Source organism: Streptomyces luteolus (assembly GCF_029968015.1).
Taxonomy (GTDB): Bacteria; Actinomycetota; Actinomycetes; order Streptomycetales; family Streptomycetaceae; genus Streptomyces; species Streptomyces luteolus.
Genome location: NZ_JASCIS010000021.1, coordinates 105891 through 125359 on the forward strand (window position 1 = coordinate 105891; position 19469 = coordinate 125359).

A 19469-nucleotide genomic window follows, 5' to 3' on the forward strand; every position below is an offset into this window, starting at 1 on the left:
GGCAGCCGCACCGAGGAGACAGGCCCGTGTCGGAACACGTAGACCGCCAGAAGTTTGTTTACGACTTCACCGAGGGCAACAGGGACCTCAAGGACCTGCTCGGTGGCAAGGGTGCCAACCTGGCCGAGATGACCAACCTCGGTCTTCCCGTGCCGCCCGGCTTCACGATCACCACCGAGGCCTGCAAGGAGTACCTCGCCAACGGTGCGGAGCCGGCCGCGCTCCGGGACGAGGTCACCGCCCACCTCGACGCGCTCGAGAAGCAGATGGGCAAGAAGCTCGGCCAGGGCAACGACCCGCTGCTCGTCTCCGTGCGTTCGGGCGCCAAGTTCTCGATGCCCGGAATGATGGACACCGTCCTCAACATCGGGCTCTCCGACAAATCCGTGCAGGGCCTCGCCAAGCAGGCCGGCGACGACCGCTTCGCGTGGGACTCGTACCGCCGTCTGATCCAGATGTTCGGCAAGACCGTGCTCGGCGTCGACGGCGAGCTGTTCGAGGACGCCCTCGAGGCCGCCAAGACCGCCAAGAAGGTCGCCGTCGACACGGACCTGGAGGCGGCCGACCTCAAGAAGCTCGTCACCAAGTTCAAGAAGATCGTCAAGACCGAGGCCGGCCGGGACTTCCCGCAGGACCCGCGCGAGCAGATGGACCTCGCCATCGAGGCGGTCTTCAACTCGTGGAACACGGACCGCGCCAAGCTGTACCGCCGCCAGGAGCGCATCCCCGGCGACCTCGGCACCGCCGTCAACGTCTGCTCGATGGTCTTCGGCAACCTCGGCCCCGACTCGGGCACCGGTGTCGCCTTCACCCGTGACCCGGCCAGCGGCCAGCCCGGCGTGTACGGCGACTACCTGCAGAACGCGCAGGGCGAGGACGTGGTCGCGGGCATCCGCAACACCGTGCCGCTCGCGGAGCTGGAGCAGATCGACAAGAAGTCGTACGACCAGCTCATGGAGATCATGACGACGCTTGAGAACCACTACAAGGATCTCTGCGACATCGAGTTCACCATCGAGCGCGGCCAGCTGTGGATGCTGCAGACCCGCGTCGGCAAGCGGACCGCCGGTGCCGCCTTCCGTATCGCCACGCAGCTCGTCGACCAGGGCCTGATCGACGAGGCCGAGGCGCTGCAGCGCGTCAACGGCGCCCAGCTCGCGCAGCTGATGTTCCCGCGCTTCGACGACGACGCCAAGGTCGAGAAGATCGGCCGCGGCATCGCCGCCTCGCCGGGCGCCGCGGTCGGCAAGGCCGTCTTCGACTCGTACACGGCCGTCAAGTGGTCGCGCTCCGGCGAGAAGGTCATCCTGATCCGCCGTGAGACCAACCCGGACGACCTGGACGGCATGATCGCCGCCGAGGGCATCCTGACCTCGCGCGGCGGCAAGACCTCGCACGCCGCCGTCGTCGCCCGCGGCATGGGCAAGACCTGTGTCTGCGGCGCGGAGGACCTGGAGGTCGACACCAAGCGGCGCCGGATGACCGTCGGCGACACCGTCGTCGAGGAGGGCGACGTCGTCTCCATCGACGGCTCCACCGGCAAGGTGTACCTCGGTGAGGTCCCCGTCGTGCCGTCCCCGGTCGTCGAGTACTTCGAGGGCCGGATGCACGCGGGCGCCGACGAGGCCGACGAGCTGGTCGCCGCCGTCCACCGGATCATGTCGTTCGCCGACGGCAAGCGCCGCCTTCGGGTGCGCGCCAACGCCGACAACGCCGAGGACGCGCTGCGCGCCCGCCGCTTCGGCGCCCAGGGCATCGGCCTGTGCCGCACGGAGCACATGTTCCTCGGCGAGCGCCGCGAGATGGTCGAGAAGCTGATCCTCGCCGACACCGAGGACGAGCGGGAGGCCGCGCTCAAGGACCTCCTGCCGCTGCAGAAGAAGGACTTCGTCGAGCTGTTCGAGGCGATGGACGGACTGCCCGTCACCGTCCGCCTCCTCGACCCGCCGCTGCACGAGTTCCTGCCCGACATCACCGAGCTGTCGGTCCGCGTCGCGCTCGCCGAGTCCCGCAAGGACTCCAACGAGAACGACCTGCGCCTGCTCCAGGCCGTGCACCGCCTGCACGAGCAGAACCCGATGCTGGGTCTGCGCGGTGTCCGTCTCGGTCTCGTGATCCCGGGCCTGTTCACGATGCAGGTACGGGCGATCGCCGAGGCCGCCGCGGAGCGCAAGAACGCCAAGGGCGACCCGCGCGCCGAGATCATGATTCCGCTCGTCGGCACCGTCCAGGAGCTGGAGATCGTCCGCGAGGACGCCGAGAAGGTCATCGCGGAGGTTCAGGAGCAGACCGGCGTCGAGCTGAAGCTGGCGCTCGGCACGATGATCGAGCTGCCGCGTGCGGCGCTCACCGCCGGGCAGATCGCCGAGGCCGCCGAGTTCTTCTCCTTCGGCACGAACGACCTCACGCAGACCGTGTGGGGCTTCTCCCGGGACGACGTGGAGGCTTCGTTCTTCACGGCGTACCTGGAGAAGGGCATCTTCGGTGTCTCGCCGTTCGAGACGATCGACAAGGACGGCGTCGGCTCGCTCGTCCGCAACGCGGTGAAGGCGGGGCGTGAGACGCGGCCCGACCTGAAGCTCGGCGTCTGCGGTGAGCACGGCGGTGACCCGGAGTCGGTGCACTTCTTCCACGAGGTGGGGCTCGACTACGTCTCCTGCTCGCCGTTCCGGATTCCGGTCGCGCGGCTTGAGGCGGGGCGGGCTGCGGCGGAGTCGAAGGGCAGCGACAGCCGCTGAGACCAGGGCCCGCCTGGGCCCTTGAACCCCGGGACCGGAGCTGTGTCACCCGACCCTCACCGATCCGGCACCGGTCCCGGTTCACCACGGAAGGGGGCGCCCTTGTGCGGGGGCGCCCCCTTTGCGTTTCCCCTCCCCGCGCCTTCCCGAACTGGGGCTCCGCCCCAGACCCCGCTCCTCAAACGCCGGAGGGGCTGATTTTTAGGCCCGGAACGGGCCGCTCACCTCGTACGTGATCCCGCCCGACGAAGACCCCGAAGTCCCGCGCTGCGACGAGAAGTACAGCCTCGTCCCGTCCGGGGAGAACGCCGGGCCCGTGATCTCCGAGCCCGACTGGCCGTCGACGCGCAGGAACGGGGCGACCACGTCGTCCGGGGTGATCAGGCAGATCTCCATGCTGCCGCCGTCCTCCGCGATGAAGAGGTCACCGGAGGCCGCACCCGTCACGTTGTCGACGCCGGTGAGCGGGGCGTCGCCGTCCACCAACGAGTCGTCGTAGGCCAGCTCGACGGTCTGCGCGGCGGCGTTGTACTGCCAGACGCGGTTGTCGCCCTTGGTGGTGAACCAGCACGTGTCGTCCGCGTAGTAGCACCCCTCGCCCCCGGTGAAGCGCTTCGCGCCCGAGACCTGGTTGCGGGTGGCGGTGGACGCGCCGCTCGGGTCGGGGACCTCGGCCCAGGTCACCGGGCCGCTCGTGCCCGAGTCCGCCACGAGGACCTCCAGCGTGCCCGCCGACAGATCGCCCCAAGTCGTGGGCGTGAAGCGGTAGAAGCAGCCGTCGGTGACGTCCTCGGTGAGGTAGATCGTCCTGCGGACCGGGTCGGCCGCCGCGGCCTCGTGCTTGAAGCGGCCCATCGCGTCCCGGCGGACGGACGCCTGTACGCCCCACGGGTCGGTCTCGAAGACATAGCCGCGGTCCACCTCCTCGCAGGACAGCCAGGTGTTCCACGGCGTCTTGCCGCCCGCGCAGTTCTGCCGGGTGCCGGAGAGGATGCGGTACGCGCCCGTGATCGCGCCGGTCGAGGAGAACGCCACCGCGCTCGCGCCGCCGCCCGGGTTGATCTCCGAGTTGGATACGTAGATCCAGCCCGCGCCGTCCTCGTAACAGGCGCCGCCGTCCGGGGCGTTGTGCCAGGTGTGGTCGGTGCCGGTGACCTGCTGGCCGGAGCGGGCGACGACCCGGCTGCCGAAGCCGCTGGGCAGGCGGATGCCGTTGGCGTCGGCGGGGCCGAGCGCCCCGTACGGTCCGGCGCCGGGCTGGGCGGGGGCCGCGTGGGCGGCACCGGCCCACAGCGAACCACCGAAGGCGGCCACCGAGCCGCCGATGACCGCGCCGCGCAGGAAGGTTCGACGTTCCACTGTCACTCCAGAGGGGTGTGGAGTCCGGCCCGCCACCGGATGCGGCGACGGGGTCGCGCGCAGTGGAAGGTAGGGCTCGTGGGTGGACGGGGCGTGGCCGGAGGTTGGACGGGTGGTGAGGAGAGGGGCCACCTCAACTCGCCCGCTCCGGTGGGTGGTTGGGCGGGGGTGGGTGGTGTGCGGGTGGGCGTGGTTCTCGTGCCCGCCCGCCTGGGCGACCCCACCCGCCCTGTCCTGTTTGTCACCCGCTCCCACCCGCGGATACTCTGAATGCGCTTCCATGCAGGGAGCCGACCGGAGACGAGGGGCACGTGAGCGTGAGTGAGACGAGTGGGCCCACCGTGTACGACGTGGCCGAGCGCGCCGGGGTGTCCATCGCCACGGTGTCCCGCGTCTACCGGAACCCCGACACCGTACGGGCCGCGACGCGGGAGAAGGTCCTGGCGGCCGGGCAGGAGCTCGGCTACGTACCCAGCGCGAGCGCCCGGGGGCTGGCCAGCAGGTCCACCGGAGTGCTCGGCCTGTTCTTCCCCGACTTCGCCGACCCCGAGGCCGAGGCCCAGGCGGAGGCGCGGGCCGAGGGTTCCGTGCCGGACGGCGCCATGGAGGACGTCGAGCTGAGCTTCTACGGGGACGAGGTCATCCGCGGTATGGAGCGGGCCGCGCGCCGGCGTGGGTACGCCCTGCTGATCGCCGCCGCGCCGATGGACCGGGCCGGCGAGGTGCTGCCGGAGGTGGCGGGGCGGGTGGACGGCCTCGCCGTGCTCGCGCACCACGTGCCCGCCGACGCGCTCGACATGGTGTCGCGGCGGCTGCCGGTCGTGGTCCTCGCCGGGGACCAGGCGCGGGGGCGGGGGAGTGTCGACCGGATCGACGTCGCCAACTTCGACGGGCAGATGGAGCTCACCCGCCATCTCATCGAGGATCACGGGCTGCGTGACCTGGCGTTCATCGGTGGTCCCGAGGACTCGCCGGACGCAGGTGCGCGCTTCCGGGGGTTCCAGGCCGCCCACCTCGCCGCCGGTCTGCCGCTGCCCGAGCTGCCGGCGACCCGGGGTGACCTCACGCTGGCCGCGGGCCGCAAGGCCGCCCTGGAACTGCTCGACCGGGACGGGGCGCGGCTCCAGGGACTGGTGTTCGCCAACGACCAGATGGCGGTCGGGGCGCTGCACGCCCTCGCCGAGCGTGGGGTGTCGGTGCCCGGTGACCTCGCCGTCACCGGGTTCGACGGGATTCCGCTCGGGCGGCTCGTGCGGCCCGCCCTCACCACGGTGCGGCAGCCGATGCCGCGCCTGGGCGAGCGGGCCGTGGAACTGCTCCTCGCCCGTCTCGCCGACCGGGAGCGCCCCGTGGTCTCGCCGACCCTGCCGACCGCCGTGGCCCGCCGGGCGAGTTGCGGCTGCGGGGCGTAGGGCCGGGGTCCCAGGGGGCGTCAGAGTCCGTACGTCCTCCTGGGGGCACCGAGGTGTCGGCAGGTTTACGGAACCGTTACCAGGCCACCCTTGTCCGGAAGCTGTGGTTCCTAGAGAGTCCTGTATGCGCTTACAGAACAGCGGCGCGCGTACTCAAGGAGGAGCCCACATGTCCCGCACGGCCATGTCTCGTACGACTCTGACCGCGACCGCTCTGGTCCTGTCCCTCGGTCTCACGGCCTGTGGCGGCGGCGACGAGAAGCAGGTGAGCGCGGACGCGAAGCAGACCCTCACCGTGTGGGCCATGGGTGAGGAGGGCAACCGGGTCGCGGAGATCGCGAAGACGTTCAACAAGGAGCACCCGGGCATCACCGTCAAGGTGACCCCGGTCGGCTGGGACGTCGCGCACCAGAAGCTGGTCTCCGCCGCGGCCGCCGACCAGCTGCCCGACATGGCGCAGCTCGGCTCGACCTGGGTGGGCGAGTTCATCGAGCTGGGCGCCCTCGAACCCGTCGACACCGAGGTGTTCGAGGAGAAGGACTTCTTCCCGGCCGCCTGGCAGGGCAACGAGAAGGACGGCGAGGTCTACGGCGTGCCGTGGTACGTCGACACCCGCGTCCTCTACTACCGCACGGACCTGGCGAAGAAGGCCGGTGTGCAGGGCGAGCCCAAGACCTGGGCGGACCAACTGAAGCTGGCCGAGGGGTACAAGAAGCTCGACTCCACGAAGTGGGCGTTCTCGCTGCCCGCCGGCGGTGACGGCGCCTGGCAGAACTGGCTGCCGTACCTCTTCCAGGCGGGCGGCACGCTGGTCGACAAGGACGGCAGGCCCACCCTCGACTCCCCGGAGTCCGTCAAGGCGCTGACCGAGTACGCCAAGTACTTCGACAAGGGCCTCGCGCGCGGCACCCGCCCCACCCCCGGCTATGACGTGATCAAGGACTTCGGCGCGGACAAGGTGCCGATGTTCGCCTCCGGCCCGTGGATGGTCCAGAACATCGAGGACCAGGTCCCGAAGGTCGCCGACCAGTACGAGACGGTGCCGCTGCCGTCCGGCGCCAAGCAGGGCAACATCATCGGCGGCGCCTCCCTCGTCACCTTCGCGGGCAGCGAGCACAAGGCCGCGGCGCAGGAGTTCACCAAGTTCCTCACCGACGCGAAGACGCAGGCCAAGTGGTACGAGATGGCCAAGTCGCTGCCCGCCAACCAGAACGCCTGGAACGAGCCGCAGCTCAAGAAGGCCGACGTCGAGGACTTCAAGGCCTCGCTCGACGCCGCGCAGGCCATCCCGCCGATCGCGAAGTGGGAGGAGATAGCCCACCAGATCGACCTCACCCTGGAGAAGCTCGCCAAGGGCGGCGACCCGGCGAAGCTCGCCGCGGAGCTGCAGAAGAACGCCGAGAGCCTGGTGTCCTGAGCGATGAGAGCTCCGACCACGTCCACGCCCACGACCACGCCCACGACCTCTGCCTCCGCCTCTTCCTCTTCCTCTGCCTCCGCCGAGCGGGCCGCGTCCGGCGGGAAGGCACCGGCGCCCAGGACCCCCGCGAGCGACAGGTCCGCAGACGGCACCCCGAAGCTCCGCCGTGACCGGCTCTCCCGGCACAACCTCGCCGGCTGGCTCTACTCGACGCCGTTCCTGGCCTTCTTCCTCACCTTCATGGCGTTCCCGATCGCGGCGACGCTCCTGATGAGCTTCACCGACTTCGGCCTGCGCAACGTCACCAACCCGATGGACGCCGAGTTCATCGGCCTGGAGAACTACACCAAGCTGTTCCAGGACGAGCTGTTCCTGAAGGCGCTGTTCAACACCGCCTACTTCGTCGTCCTCGGGGTGCCGCTCACCATCGGCAGCGGCCTGTTCGCCGCCGTGCTCCTCAACTCGGGCATCGAACGGTTCCGTACGTTCTTCCGCGTCGGGTTCTACGCGCCGGTGGTGACCGCGATCGTCGCGGTCGCCGTCGTGTGGAAGTTCGTCCTCGATCCCTCCGAGGGCCTGATCGCGGGCCTTGCACGGGAGTTGGGGTTCACCGCCCCGGACTTCCTCGGCTCGGAAGCGCTCGCCATGCCGTCCCTGATCGTGATGGCGGTCTGGCGGAACATGGGCACCGCGATGGTCCTCTTCCTGGCCGGACTGCAGGCCATCCCCACCGAGGTGCGGGAGGCCGCGCGGGTGGACGGCGCGGGCGCGTTCCAGGAGTTCAGGAAGATCACGGTCCCGCTGCTCACGCCCACGATGCTGTACGTCGCGGTGATGACGACGATCGGTTTCCTCAACGTCTTCGAGGAGCCGTTCGTGATGACCGACGGCGGCCCCTCCGACAGCACGCTCACCGTCTCGCTGTACATGTACCGCGAGGGCTTCGACTTCTTCCACATGGGCTACGCGTCCTCGATGGCGTACACGCTGTTCGTGATCATCCTGGCCGTGACGCTGCTTCAACTGCGGCTCCTGAAGGACAGGACGAAATGAGCTCACTCACCGACACCTCGGCGCCCGCCACGCGCAGCGACGGCTACGCGGCCCGGGACCGCCGTACCCGGATGCGGCGGGCCCTGACCTACGTCCTGCTCAGCCTCGGCCTGCTGGTCATGACCGGCCCGTTCCTGTGGATGGCGCTCGCCGCGTTCAAGACGCCCGCGGACCTGTCGGCCAGCCCGCCGGCCTGGCTGCCCACCGAGTGGACACTGGCGAACTTCAGCGAACTGCTCGACCGGATGGACGTCGGCCTCTTCTTCGGCAACTCGGTCGTCGTCGCGGTCTTCGTGACCCTCTGCAACCTGGTGTTCTGCTCCATGGTCGGATACGCCCTGGCCAAGCTGAAGTTCGCCGGCAAGAAGGCGGTCTTCGGTGTCGTCATGGCCGCCCTGATGGTGCCCGGCAACCTGATGCTGATGCCGAAGTTCGTGATGATGAGCAAGCTGAGCCTCATCGACACCTACGCGGCGCTGATCCTGCCCTTCGCGGCAGGAGCCTTCGGGGTGTTCCTGATGCGGCAGTTCATGTCGACCGTGCCCGACGAGCTGCTCGAAGCGGCCCGGGTGGACGGCGCCAGTGAGTGGTACATCTTCTGGCGGATCGTGATTCCGCAGGTCAAGCCCGCCCTGGCGACGCTGTCGATCTTCGTGTTCCTCGGCTCGTGGAACAACTTCCTGTGGCCCCTCGTCGCCACCAACGACCCGGACAAGTACACCCTGCCCGTGGCCCTGGCCACCTTCGCCACCGACCCCACCCAGTCCGAGGGCGCCAACGGCGTCCTGATGGCCGGTGCGCTCCTGATCGTGCTGCCCGTCCTCGTCGTCTTCGTCCTGCTCCAGCGGTTCTTCACGCAGAGCATCGCCACGGCGGGCCTCAAGTAGGCGTCTGAGCCGCCTGATTCGTACGGGGCCGACGGCCACCTGACCGCCGTCGGCCCCGTGCACACATCCCTCTCGTACGCACCAGCCCGCCCCGGGCTCGTTCGCGCTGCCCGGAACTGCCGCCCCTCAGGGAGTTGACCGAACCATGCAACGCCGTACCTTCCTCGCCGCCGCCGCCGCCGCCGCCGCCGCCGCCGCGGGCGCCACCGGCGCCCTCGCCCTCGGCACCGCACCCGCCCACGCCGCCGCCCGGCGCTCCACGGCCGACGCGGAGGCCCTGCTCAAGGGCTGGTTCACCGACACGTACCGCTCGCTCGAAGCCATGGTCGCCGAGAGCGGACTGCCCGCCGACAACATCAGGTTGAGCGGCGCGAAGCCGGTCCTGACCCAGAACACCTCCACCACCAACATCGGCTGCTGGCTGTGGTCCACCGTCGCCGCCGCGGGCCTCGGCGTGATCAGCGAGCGCGAGATGCACCGCAGGCTCGCCCGCACGCTCGCCACCGTCGAGACGATGGAGCGGCTGCACGGCTTCTGGTTCAACTGGTACGACACGTTCACCGGCGAGGTCCTCGACACCTGGCCCGGCAGCGGCGACCCCGTCAGCCACCTGCTCTCCTCCGTCGACAACGCCTGGCTCGACGTCGGCCTGCGCATCGCCGAGGACGCCGACCCGCTGCTCGCGCCGCGCATCCGCAAGCTCAGGAAGGACATCGACTGGTCCTTCTTCTACGAGCCGTACGACGCCGCCGACCCCGCCGCGCACCCCGGCCACATGCACACCGGCTTCCGGGTCGCCGACGACGCCCTGACCCCGTACTTCTACGGCACCCTCGTCTCCGAGACCCGGATGGCCGGTTACCTGGGCCTGGCCGACGGCACGGTCACGCCCGACCACTACTGGCGGATGTACCGCACGTTCGAGCCCGGCGAGAAGCAGGAGATGCCGCCTGCCGGCATGTGGGTCACGCGGGACGGCGTGCGCTACTTCAACGGGCACTACACCTACCGCGGCCGGAACACCGTGCCCGGCTGGGGCGGCGACATGTTCGGCCAGCTGATGCCGGAGCTGTTCGTGCCCTCCGCGCGGTGGAACGCCTCCTGGCGCACCACGCTCACCCACCACGCCCTCGGCCAGCGCGACCACGGCCTCATCGACACCGAGTACGGCTACTGGGGCTTCTCCCCGTGCAACGTCCCCGAGGGCGGCTACCAGGAGTACGGCGTCCAGTACCTCGGCATCAACCCCGCAGGCTACTGCTCCAACACCGACCGAACCTACGTCCCGTACGGTCAGCCCGCGCCGGACCCCTCCGCGTACACCAACGGCGTCGTCACCCCGCACGCGGGCGCGCTCGCGCTGCTCGTCACCCCGCGCGAGGCGGTCACCAACCTCCGCCGCATCCGACGGGACTTCGACGCGTACGAGGACGGCATGGGGTTCTACGACTCCGTCAACGTCTCCACCGGCAAGGTCAGCGACCGGATGCTCTCCCTCGACCAGGGCATGGCGGCCGCCGCCTTCGCCCAGGCCCTCAAGCCGGGTCTGCTGCAACGCCCGTTCCGCGGCGGCGGGTTCCGCGCGAACCTCAAGCCGCTGATCGCGAAGGAGGACTTCGGCCTGTGAGCGCTCTTCCAGCGGTGCGCCGCCGCACCGTCCTCGGCACCGCCGCGGCCGGGGTCGTCACGGCCGCCGCCTCCGGCACGCCGACGTCCGCGGCCGCCGACGAGAAGCCGGCCAAGGCCGATCAGCCCCTCGTCACGTACCGCGACAAGAAGATCCTCGTCGACGGCGAGCCCGTGCTCGTACTCGGCGGCGAGATCCACTACTTCCGGCTCAAGCGCGCCGACTGGCAGTCCCGGCTCGACAAGGCCAAGGAGGCCGGGCTCACCGCCATCGCCACGTACATCCCGTGGATGTGGCACGAGACGGCCGACGGGAAGATCGACGTCACCGGCCGCACCCGCGCCGAGCGGGACCTCGGGGCGTTCCTCGACCTGTGCATCGAGAACGGCTGCGACATCGTCGCCCGCCCCGGCCCGTTCACCATGGCCGAGTTGAAGGGCGAGGGCGTGCCCGACCGGGTGCGCGAGGAGCACCCGGAGATCAACCCCGAGGGCTGGAACGGCAAGCCCGGCACCACACCCGCCGTCGACCTCCTCGCGCCCGCCTTCCTGAAGGAGGCCCGCCGCTGGTACGCCGCCGTGATGCCGGTGCTCGCGCAGCGGCTGCGGCGAGGCGGCCGCCCCGGTGTCGTCGCCTGCCAGCTCGACAACGAGATCGGCATGCTCGACTGGGTGAGCAACACCCCCGCTCTGACCGACCACTTGCTCGCCGACTTCCACCCCTGGCTGGAGCAGACGTACGGCCAGGACCTCGGCGGGCGCTACCCCTTCGCGGGCCGGCCGGAGGCCGAGCGGAACAAGTCGGTCCGTGCCCCGGGGAACGCGTACTCCGCCGCCCTGATGCACGACCTCGGGGCGTTCATGCGCGGCCGCTTCGCCCGCTACGTCGCCGACCTGCGCGAGGCCGCCGAGGAGCACGGGGTGCGCGGCATCCCGTTCCTGATCAACATCCACGGCACCGGCGGCGGCACCGCCGAGAACTTCCCCATCGGGATCAGCCAGTTGATGAAGACGTACGCGGGCAAGCCGGGGATGATCTCCGGCGCCGACTTCTACCTCGGCGATCTGACCTTCAAGAACGTGACCGACCTGTACCTGGTCAACGCGTTCATGGACGCCGTGCACGACAGCGACCAGCCGGTCACCGCCCTGGAGTTCGACGCCGGGCACGCCGACTACGGCAACACCCTGAACAACCAGTCGGGCGCCGAGGCCGCCGACCTGAAGACCAGGCTCTGTCTGGCCCAGGGCGCCAAAATGATCAACTACTACCTGTTCGCGGGCGGGTTCAACCCCAAGCTCGACCGGCCCACAGGCGACGGCAACGACCGGATCGGCTCGACCGGCGAACGCCACGGCTTCGCCGCCCCGGTCGACCCGGAGGGCCGCCCGGGGCCCAGCTACCCGTCCCTGAAGCGCACGGTGCACGCGGTCAACGGCAACGCGGGCCTGCTCGCGCCGATGAAGCCCCAGCACGACCGGCTCTCCCTCGCGTTCGTGCCGGACCACTACCTCACCGAGTACCGACCGGACACCGAGGCGGTGCAGGCCGTCCTGAGCGACGTGCAGTCCGTGCGCGGCTCCGGTCCCGGCGACGTGCTCGCGCGCGCCATGCTGCTCGGCGGCTTCCGGTACGACAGCGTCGACCTCCAGGCGGGCGACCTCGACCCGGACCGCACCCCGGCGCTCGCGCTCGCCACCGGCGCGTACCTGGACGGCGCGCTCCAGCGGCGGCTCGTGCGGTACCTGGAGGCGGGCGGCAAGCTGCTGCTCTCCGGAACGCTGCCGGGCAAGGACATGGCGGGCGACGCGTCGACCGAGCTGCGGGACGCGCTCGGCCTGAAGCCCGGCAAGACGCTCACCGACGCGAACCGGTTCTTCCTGTCGGTGACGGCGCACGGCTGGGCCGCGCCGCGAGCCGAAGTGCGGGCGGGCAAGGCCCAGTTGGCCTCCGCGAGCCGTGGCGACGTGGTGCTCCGTGAGGTGACCACGGGCGAGGGCTGCGGCTTCGACGTCCCCGTCGGCAAGGGCCGGGCCGTCGTCATTACCGCCGACTACCGCTGCGACCTGGACTTCTGGACCGCCGCCCTCGCCGAGCTGGGCGTCCGGCCCAAAGTCACCAACGACGCCCGGCTGCCTGGGGTCTTCGCCCTCACCACGGTGGACGCGGACGGTGGCGGACGGCTCCTGCACGCCTTCAACATCGCCTCCGGGTACGGCCAGGACGTCGCCTTCGCCGAGCGCGGCAAGCCGCTGTTCGGCGGGGAGCGACTCCATCTGGCGGGGCGTGCCGCGGCCATGCTGCCGCTCGGCGTCACCGCCGGCGGGCTGAGGATCGCGTACGCCACCGCCGAGATCACCGCGATACGTGAGGGGCGGGTGTCCTTCCGCGCTCTCGGCGATGAGGCCGTCGTCGCCGTCGACGGGCCCGCCCACTGCCATGGCGCCAAGGTCGCCACCGAGGGCGGCCGCACGCTGCTGCGGGTGCGCGGCCGCGGGGAGTTCACGGTCCGCGCGGGGTGAACCCCTCAGGGCGCGCCGGGAGTCGGATCCGGCGCGCCCCGAGTGACCTTTACAAGCATTGATGTATGCGCATACATTTGACCCGGCGCCACGTGAACTCGGGCCCGACGCCACGGGAAACAGAGGACTCAAAGACATGCACCGACCGGACCGACCGCACCCGACCGAGGTCTACGAGAACGAGGTCAAGGAGCTGCTCAGCCGGATGACGGTCGAGGAGAAGCTGGGCCAGCTCCAGCAGCTCACCTGGACCGGCGACACCGGGCCCGGCGGCGGCCAGACCGAGGAGGTCGAGCGCGCCGCCCGCGCGGGTCTGCTCGGTTCGGTGCTGAACCTGCACGGCGCGGCCCACACCAACACCCTGCAGCGGATGGCCGTCGAGGAGTCACGGCTCGGCATCCCGCTGGTCTTCGGCCTGGACGTGATCCACGGCTTCTGGACCACGTTCCCGATCCCGCTGGCCCAGGCGTCCGCCTTCGACCCCGAGGTCGTCGTACGGGACGCCGAGGTGTCCGCGAAGGAGGCCAGGTCCAACGGCATCCGCTGGACGTTCTCGCCGATGATGGACGTCACGCACGAGCCACGCTGGGGCCGGATCGCCGAGAGCTGCGGCGAGGACCCGTACCTGAACGCCGTCCTCGCCGTCGCCAAGACCCGCGGCTACCAGGGCGACGACCTCGCCGCCGACGACCGGGTGGCCGCCTGCGCCAAGCACTTCGTGGCGTACGGCGGTGCCGAGGGCGGCCGGGACTACAACACGGTCGACGTCTCCGAACAGCGCCTGCGCAACCACTACCTGCCCCCGTTCAAGGCCGCCGTGGACGCCGGAGTGGCGACCGTCATGGCCGCCTTCAACACCGTCAGCGGTGTCCCGGCGCACGGCAACCCGCACACCCTGACCGGCATCCTCAAGGAGGAGTGGGGCTTCGACGGCGTCGTCGTCAGCGACTACACGGGCGTCGAGGAGCTGATCGCGCACGGCTACGCGGCCGATGGCGCCGACGCCGCCCGGCTCGCCCTGACGGCCGGGCTCGACATGGAGATGGTCTCCACGCGCATCGCCGGCCACGGCGAGCAGCTCCTCGCCGACGGCCTCATCACGGAGGAGCGCCTGGACGACGCGGTCGCCCGCGTCCTCGCCCTGAAGTTCGCGCTCGGCCTCTTCGACCACCCGTACACCGACGAGTCCGCCGCGATCGACGAGCCGACGCCCGAGGCGCGCGCGGCCGCCCGGGACACCGGCGCCCGCTCGATGGTCCTGCTGAAGAACGACGGCGGCGTGCTGCCCCTCGACGCCACGTCGTCCGGGACGATCGCGGTGGTCGGCCCGTTCGCCGACCACACCGACCTGCACGGCACCTGGGCGGGCCCCGGCTGCCGCCGCTTCCCCTCGGCCGGCCTCCTCGACGCCGTGCGGGCCGCCGCCCCCGACGCCACCGTCACGCACGCCGGGGCCGACGCCGAGGCGGCGGCCGAAGCGGCACGGGCCGCCGACGTCACCGTCCTCGCGGTGGGCGAGGAGCCCGAGTTGAGCGGCGAGGCCGCCGTACGCGCCGATATCGCGCTGCCCGAAGGGCAGGCGGAGCTGATCGCCGCCGTCGCGGCCACCGGCAAGCCGTTCGTCGTGGTCCTCCTCAACGGCCGCCCGCTCACGATCGGCGACTGGGTGGACGGCGTACCGGCGCTCCTGGAGGCCTGGCACCCCGGCATCGAGGCGGGCCGCGCCATCGCCGACGTCCTCTTCGGCGCCGTCGCCCCGGGCGGCAAGCTGCCCGTCAGCTTCCCGCGCGCGGTCGGCCAGATCCCCGTCTACTACAACCGGGAGAGCACGGGCCGCCCGCACGACCCCCGCTCCGACGAGAAGTACGTGTCCAAGTACCTGGACCTCGCGGACGGGCCGCAGTTCGTCTTCGGGCACGGCCTGAGCTACACGACGTTCACGACCGGCGAGCCGGTGCTCGGCCAACCGTCGGTCGGCGTGGGCGAGTTGGGCGACGGTCAGCGGATCGACGTACGGGTCGCGGTCACCAACACCGGCGAGCGGACCGGCGACGAAGTCGTCCAGCTCTACGTCCACGACCCGGTCGCGAGCATCGCCCAGCCGGTCCGCCGCCTGCGCGGCTTCGAGCGGGTCACCCTGGCACCGGGCGAGTCCCGTGAGCTGACCTTCACCCTCGGCGCCGACGACCTCGGGTTCTGGACCAACGACCAGAGCGGGCGGTACGTGATCGAGCCGGGCGCGATCGACGTGTACGCGGGCACCAGCTCACGCGCCGAGGCCCGCGCGACGCTGACCGTCACACGCTGAGACCACGGGGTCGGCGGAGACCACCGTCACACGCTGAGACCACCGGGGCCGGCGGAGACCACCGCCGGCCCCGCCCTTACCTCGCATACCTCGCAACGGAGCCGTCATGACCGCGCCGCACCGGCCGAACATCATCCTGTTCATGACCGACGACCACGCCCCGGCCGCCATCGGCGCGTACGGCAGCGTGATCAACAGAACCCCGGCGGTGGACCGCCTCGCCGCCGAGGGCACGGTCTTCGAGAACACCTTCTGCACCAACGCCATCTGCTCCCCGGCCCGCGCCACCCTCCTGACCGGCACGTACAGCCATGTCAACGGCATGACGTCGCTCGAAGGCCCGCACCACAAGTTCGACGCGAGCCAGCCCTCCTTCCCGCAGCTTCTGCGCGAGGCCGGCTACCAGACCGCGATCATCGGCAAATGGCACCTCGGGCACGGTGCGGGCCACGACCCGGAGGGCTTCGACCACTGGGAGATCCTCCCCGAGCACGGCGTCTACCACGACCCCGAGTTCGTCACCGCCGAGGGCCGCACCAAGTACCCCGGCTACGTCACCGACATCATCACCGACCTCGCCCTCGGCTGGCTCGACCGTCGCGACCCCGACAAGCCCTTCTGCCTGCTGATCCAGCACAAGGCCCCGCACCGCCCGTTCGAGCCCGCACCCCGCCACCGGCACCTCTACGAGCACGACACCGTCCCCGCCCCGCCGACCCTCCACGACGACCTCGACGGCCGTGCCCCCGCCGCCCAGGAGGCCGCGATGAGCATGGAGGACCTCACGGACGAGGACCTCAAGGGTGTACCCGTACCGGAAGGTCTCTCGGCGCGCGAGGAGCGCGAGTGGCGCTACCAGCGCTACATCAAGGACTACCTGCGGGTGATCGCCGCCCTCGACGAGAACGTCGCCCGTGTCCTGCACTACCTGGACGTCACCGGCCTCGACGCCGCCACCGCCGTCGCCTACACCTCCGACCACGGCTTCTTCCTCGGCGAACACGGCTGGTTCGACAAGCGGTTCATGTACGAGGAGGGCATGCGCATCCCGCTGGTGCTGCGCTGGCCCGGCGTCACCGAGCCCGGCTCCCGGCACGCGGAACTCGTCGCCAACATCGACTACGCGCCCACCCTGCTGGACCTGGCGGGCCTCGCACCCCACCCCCGTATGCAGGGCCGTTCGCTGCTCCCCCTCCTCAGGGGCGCGCGGCCGGACGACTGGCGGGACGCCGTCTACTACCGCTACTACATGCACCTCGACGTCTGCCACAACGTCCAGGCCTGCTACGGCATCCGCACCCGCACCCACAAGCTGATCCACTACCCGGGCCACGGCTCCGGCGCCGACGGCGCCGAGGACGCCCCGCGCCCGGCGGCCTGGGAGCTGTTCGACCTGACGACCGACCCGCACGAGACGCACAACCGTTACGACGATCCCGCGTACGCCGACACCGTCATCGAGCTGAACGACCAACTCGCCCGAATCCAGGCCGAGTTCGGTGACACCCCGCAAGGTGTCATGCCCCACGCCGCAAGCGAAGGGAACTGACTCCGTGCACGTCCCACGCCCCGCCCTCGACTGGCTGGCCGAGGCCGTCCTCTACCAGATCTATCCGCAGAGCTTCGCCGACTCCGACGGCGACGGCATCGGCGACTTCGCGGGCATCGAGCAGCGCCTCGACCACCTGGAGTGGCTCGGTGTGAACACGGTCTGGCTCAACCCGTGCTTCACCTCCCCGTTCCTCGACGCGGGCTACGACATCGCCGACTACTACACGGTCGCCCCCCGCTACGGCACCAACGACGACCTCGCCCGGCTCGTCGACGCCGCCGGTCGCCGAGGCATCCGGGTCCTGCTCGACCTCGTGGCCGGGCACACCTCCGACCGGCACCCCTGGTTCAGGGCATCGGCCGACGACCCGTCCGACGAGCGCTACATCTGGGCCGCCACGGAGGCGCCACCCCACGAAGGGTTCGAGCCCTCACCCGGCGCCCGCCCCGGCTGGTACCTGCCGAACTTCTTCCCGAGCCAGCCCGCCCTCAACTTCGGCTACGCGCACACCGATCCGGACGAGCCGTGGCGCCTGCCCGTGGACGCCGAAGGCCCGCGCGCCAACCGCCGGGCACTGCGCGGCATCATGGCCCACTGGCTGAACCTGGGCGTGTCCGGCTTCCGCGTGGACATGGCCGCGTCGCTCGTCAAGGACGACCCGGGCCACGTCGAGACCGGCCGGCTCTGGCGGGAGCTGCGGTCCTGGATCGACCGCGCCCACCCGCAGGCCGCGCTGCTCTCCGAGTGGGGCGACCCGGCCGTCTCCGTACCGGCCGGATTCCACGCGGACTTCTTTCTGCAGTTCGGCTCCGAGGACAACGGCCGTACGCTGCGCTCCCTGCTCAGCAACAGGACCGGCACCGTCGACGAGGCCTGGCCCCCGATGGAGCCGTACTTCGCCGCCGACGGCCGGGGCACCCCGCGGATCTTCCTCGACGGCTGGCAGCGCGCGACCAAGGCGATCGACACCGCCGGACGGGGCGGCCACATCTGCCTGCCCACCGCCAACCACGACTTCTCCCGCCCGGCCTGCGGCCCCCGCACCGCCGCCGAACTGCCCGCGCTCTTCGCCTTCCAGCTCACCTGGCCGACCCTGCCCGCCGTCTACTACGGCGACGAGATCGGCATGCGGTACGTCCCCGGCCTGACCGACCACGAAGGCAGCCGCCTCGGCCCCTCCTACGACCGGGCCGGATCGCGCACGCCGATGCAGTGGGACGACGACCGGGCCAACGCCGGGTTCTCCACGGCACCGGCCACGGACCTCTACCTGCCACTCGACCCCGACCCCGCCCGGCCCACGGTCGCCGCCCAGCGCACCGACCCCGGCTCGCTGCTCCACCTGGTGCGCCGCCTGATCGCGCTGCGCAAGGCGAGCCCGGAACTCGGCAGCGGCGGCTCGGTCGAGGTGCTGCACGCCGGATACCCGCTCGTGTACGTGCGCGGGGAGCGGTACGTCGTCGTGGTCAACCCCCGCCGGGAGCCGACCGAGTTCGCGCTGCCCGAGCGGCTCTCGGGGGCGGCTCCGGTCGAGGTCTCGGGGGTGGAGGTCCGGGCCACCCGGGTGCACGCCGAGGGCTTTGGCTACGGTGTGCTCGACCTGCACGCGCCGTCCGGTGCGGGCACTCCCCGCCCCCGAACGACGGTGACGCCATGACCGCCTGCTGCGCCCCCCGCCGACAGCCCGGAACCGAGGCCACCGGGGCGCCCGCGCCGGTCACCGGCACGGGAGCAGCGCGGTCCCGTGCCCCGCACGGCGGCTGGGCGGTACTGTCCGGCGGTACGTTCCTGATGGGCAGCGACTCCTCCCCGTACCCGGAGGACCGCGAGGGCCCGGCGCGCGAGGTGACCGTGGACGGCTTCGCGATCGCGGCCACGGCCGTCACCAACGCCGAGTTCGCCGCGTTCGTGGCGGCGACCGGGTACGTCACGGACGCGGAGCGGTTCGGCTGGTCGTTCGTCTTCGGCGGCTTCCTGCCCGACGACTTCCCGCCCACCGCAGCCGCTGCCGCGACCCCGTGGTGGCGCCAGGTCTTCGGCGCCGCCTGGAACCACCCCGAGGGACCGCGCACCACCCTCGCCGACCGGCAGGACCACCCGGTCGTCCATGTCTCGTACGACGACGCGCTCGCGTACTGCCGCTGGGCCGGGGCCCGGCTGCCCGCCGAGGCGGAGTGGGAGTACGCGGCACGCGGCGGGCTCGACGGCAAGCCCTACCCGTGGGGCGAGGAGCGCGACCCCGGCGGCGCGTACCGCATGAACATCTTCCGCGGCAGCTTCCCGCACCGGAACACGGCCGCCGACGGCTACCGCTCCACATGCCCGGTGGACGCGTTCGAGCCCAACGCCCACGGCTTGTTCAACACCACCGGCAATGTGTGGGAGTGGTGCGCGGACCGGTTCACCCCGGGCACGCGGGTCCTGAAGGGCGGCTCGCACCTGTGCCACGAGTCGTACTGCCTGCGCTACCGCACCTCCGCGCGGATGGGCAACACCCCGGACAGCTCCAGCGGCAACACGGGGTTCCGCGTGGTCCGGGCGGGCTGACCCGAGCGATGGGCTGACCCGGGCGATGGGCTGACCCGGGCGAT

At 71.1% G+C, this 19469-nt stretch carries 12 protein-coding genes; 11 read left to right on the forward strand and 1 reads right to left on the reverse strand.

The annotated features are described in order from the left end of the window. Positions 1–26: 26 nt before the first annotated feature. Complete coding sequence (ppdK, locus tag QIT00_RS21520) at positions 27–2738, forward strand: pyruvate, phosphate dikinase (protein ID WP_282536968.1); 2712 nt, start codon at positions 27–29, stop codon at positions 2736–2738. 201 nt (positions 2739–2939) lie between these two features. Here ppdK and QIT00_RS21525 read toward each other — a convergent pair whose 3' ends face one another. Beyond that, entirely contained in the window at positions 2940–4097 is a 1158-nt protein-coding gene (locus QIT00_RS21525) for an alkaline phosphatase PhoX (RefSeq protein ID WP_282536969.1), read from the reverse strand. Positions 4098–4438: 341 nt separating this feature from the next. Here QIT00_RS21525 and QIT00_RS21530 point away from each other — a divergent pair, with 341 nt between their 5' ends. The 10 genes from QIT00_RS21530 (at position 4439) to QIT00_RS21575 (ending at position 19425) form a co-directional block, all read left to right on the forward strand. Then, the gene (locus QIT00_RS21530; protein WP_282537007.1) at positions 4439–5509 is read left to right on the forward strand and encodes a LacI family DNA-binding transcriptional regulator; all 1071 of its coding nucleotides are present in this window, start codon (positions 4439–4441) and stop codon (positions 5507–5509) included. Between the two features lie 169 nt (positions 5510–5678). Next, on the forward strand, positions 5679–6926 hold the full coding sequence (locus QIT00_RS21535; protein WP_282536970.1) for a sugar ABC transporter substrate-binding protein: 1248 nt from the start codon (positions 5679–5681) through the stop codon (positions 6924–6926). A 3-nt stretch (positions 6927–6929) separates the two neighbouring features. Beyond that, a complete protein-coding gene (locus QIT00_RS21540; protein WP_282536971.1) occupies positions 6930–7982 on the forward strand; it encodes a carbohydrate ABC transporter permease in 1053 nt (350 codons plus the stop codon). Between the two features lie 71 nt (positions 7983–8053). Continuing rightward, the gene (locus QIT00_RS21545) at positions 8054–8869 is read left to right on the forward strand and encodes a carbohydrate ABC transporter permease (protein ID WP_282537008.1); all 816 of its coding nucleotides are present in this window, start codon (positions 8054–8056) and stop codon (positions 8867–8869) included. A 145-nt stretch (positions 8870–9014) separates the two neighbouring features. After that, positions 9015–10496, forward strand: a complete 1482-nt coding sequence (locus tag QIT00_RS21550) for a glucoamylase family protein (RefSeq protein ID WP_282536972.1) — start codon at positions 9015–9017, stop codon at positions 10494–10496. Further along, positions 10493–13018, forward strand: coding sequence for a beta-galactosidase (locus QIT00_RS21555; protein WP_282536973.1), 2526 nt, complete (start codon positions 10493–10495; stop codon positions 13016–13018). Before QIT00_RS21550 ends, QIT00_RS21555 begins: the two co-directional genes overlap by 4 nt. 136 nt (positions 13019–13154) lie before the next feature. Beyond that, the gene (locus tag QIT00_RS21560) at positions 13155–15326 is read left to right on the forward strand and encodes a glycoside hydrolase family 3 N-terminal domain-containing protein (RefSeq protein ID WP_282536974.1); all 2172 of its coding nucleotides are present in this window, start codon (positions 13155–13157) and stop codon (positions 15324–15326) included. Between the two features lie 106 nt (positions 15327–15432). After that, complete coding sequence (locus QIT00_RS21565; RefSeq protein ID WP_282536975.1) at positions 15433–16875, forward strand: sulfatase family protein; 1443 nt, start codon at positions 15433–15435, stop codon at positions 16873–16875. Positions 16876–16879: 4 nt separating this feature from the next. Further along, positions 16880–18535, forward strand: coding sequence for an alpha-amylase family glycosyl hydrolase (locus QIT00_RS21570; protein WP_282536976.1), 1656 nt, complete (start codon positions 16880–16882; stop codon positions 18533–18535). Next, entirely contained in the window at positions 18532–19425 is an 894-nt protein-coding gene (locus QIT00_RS21575) for a formylglycine-generating enzyme family protein (protein WP_282536977.1), read from the forward strand. Before QIT00_RS21570 ends, QIT00_RS21575 begins: the two co-directional genes overlap by 4 nt. Positions 19426–19469: the final 44 nt, after the last annotated feature.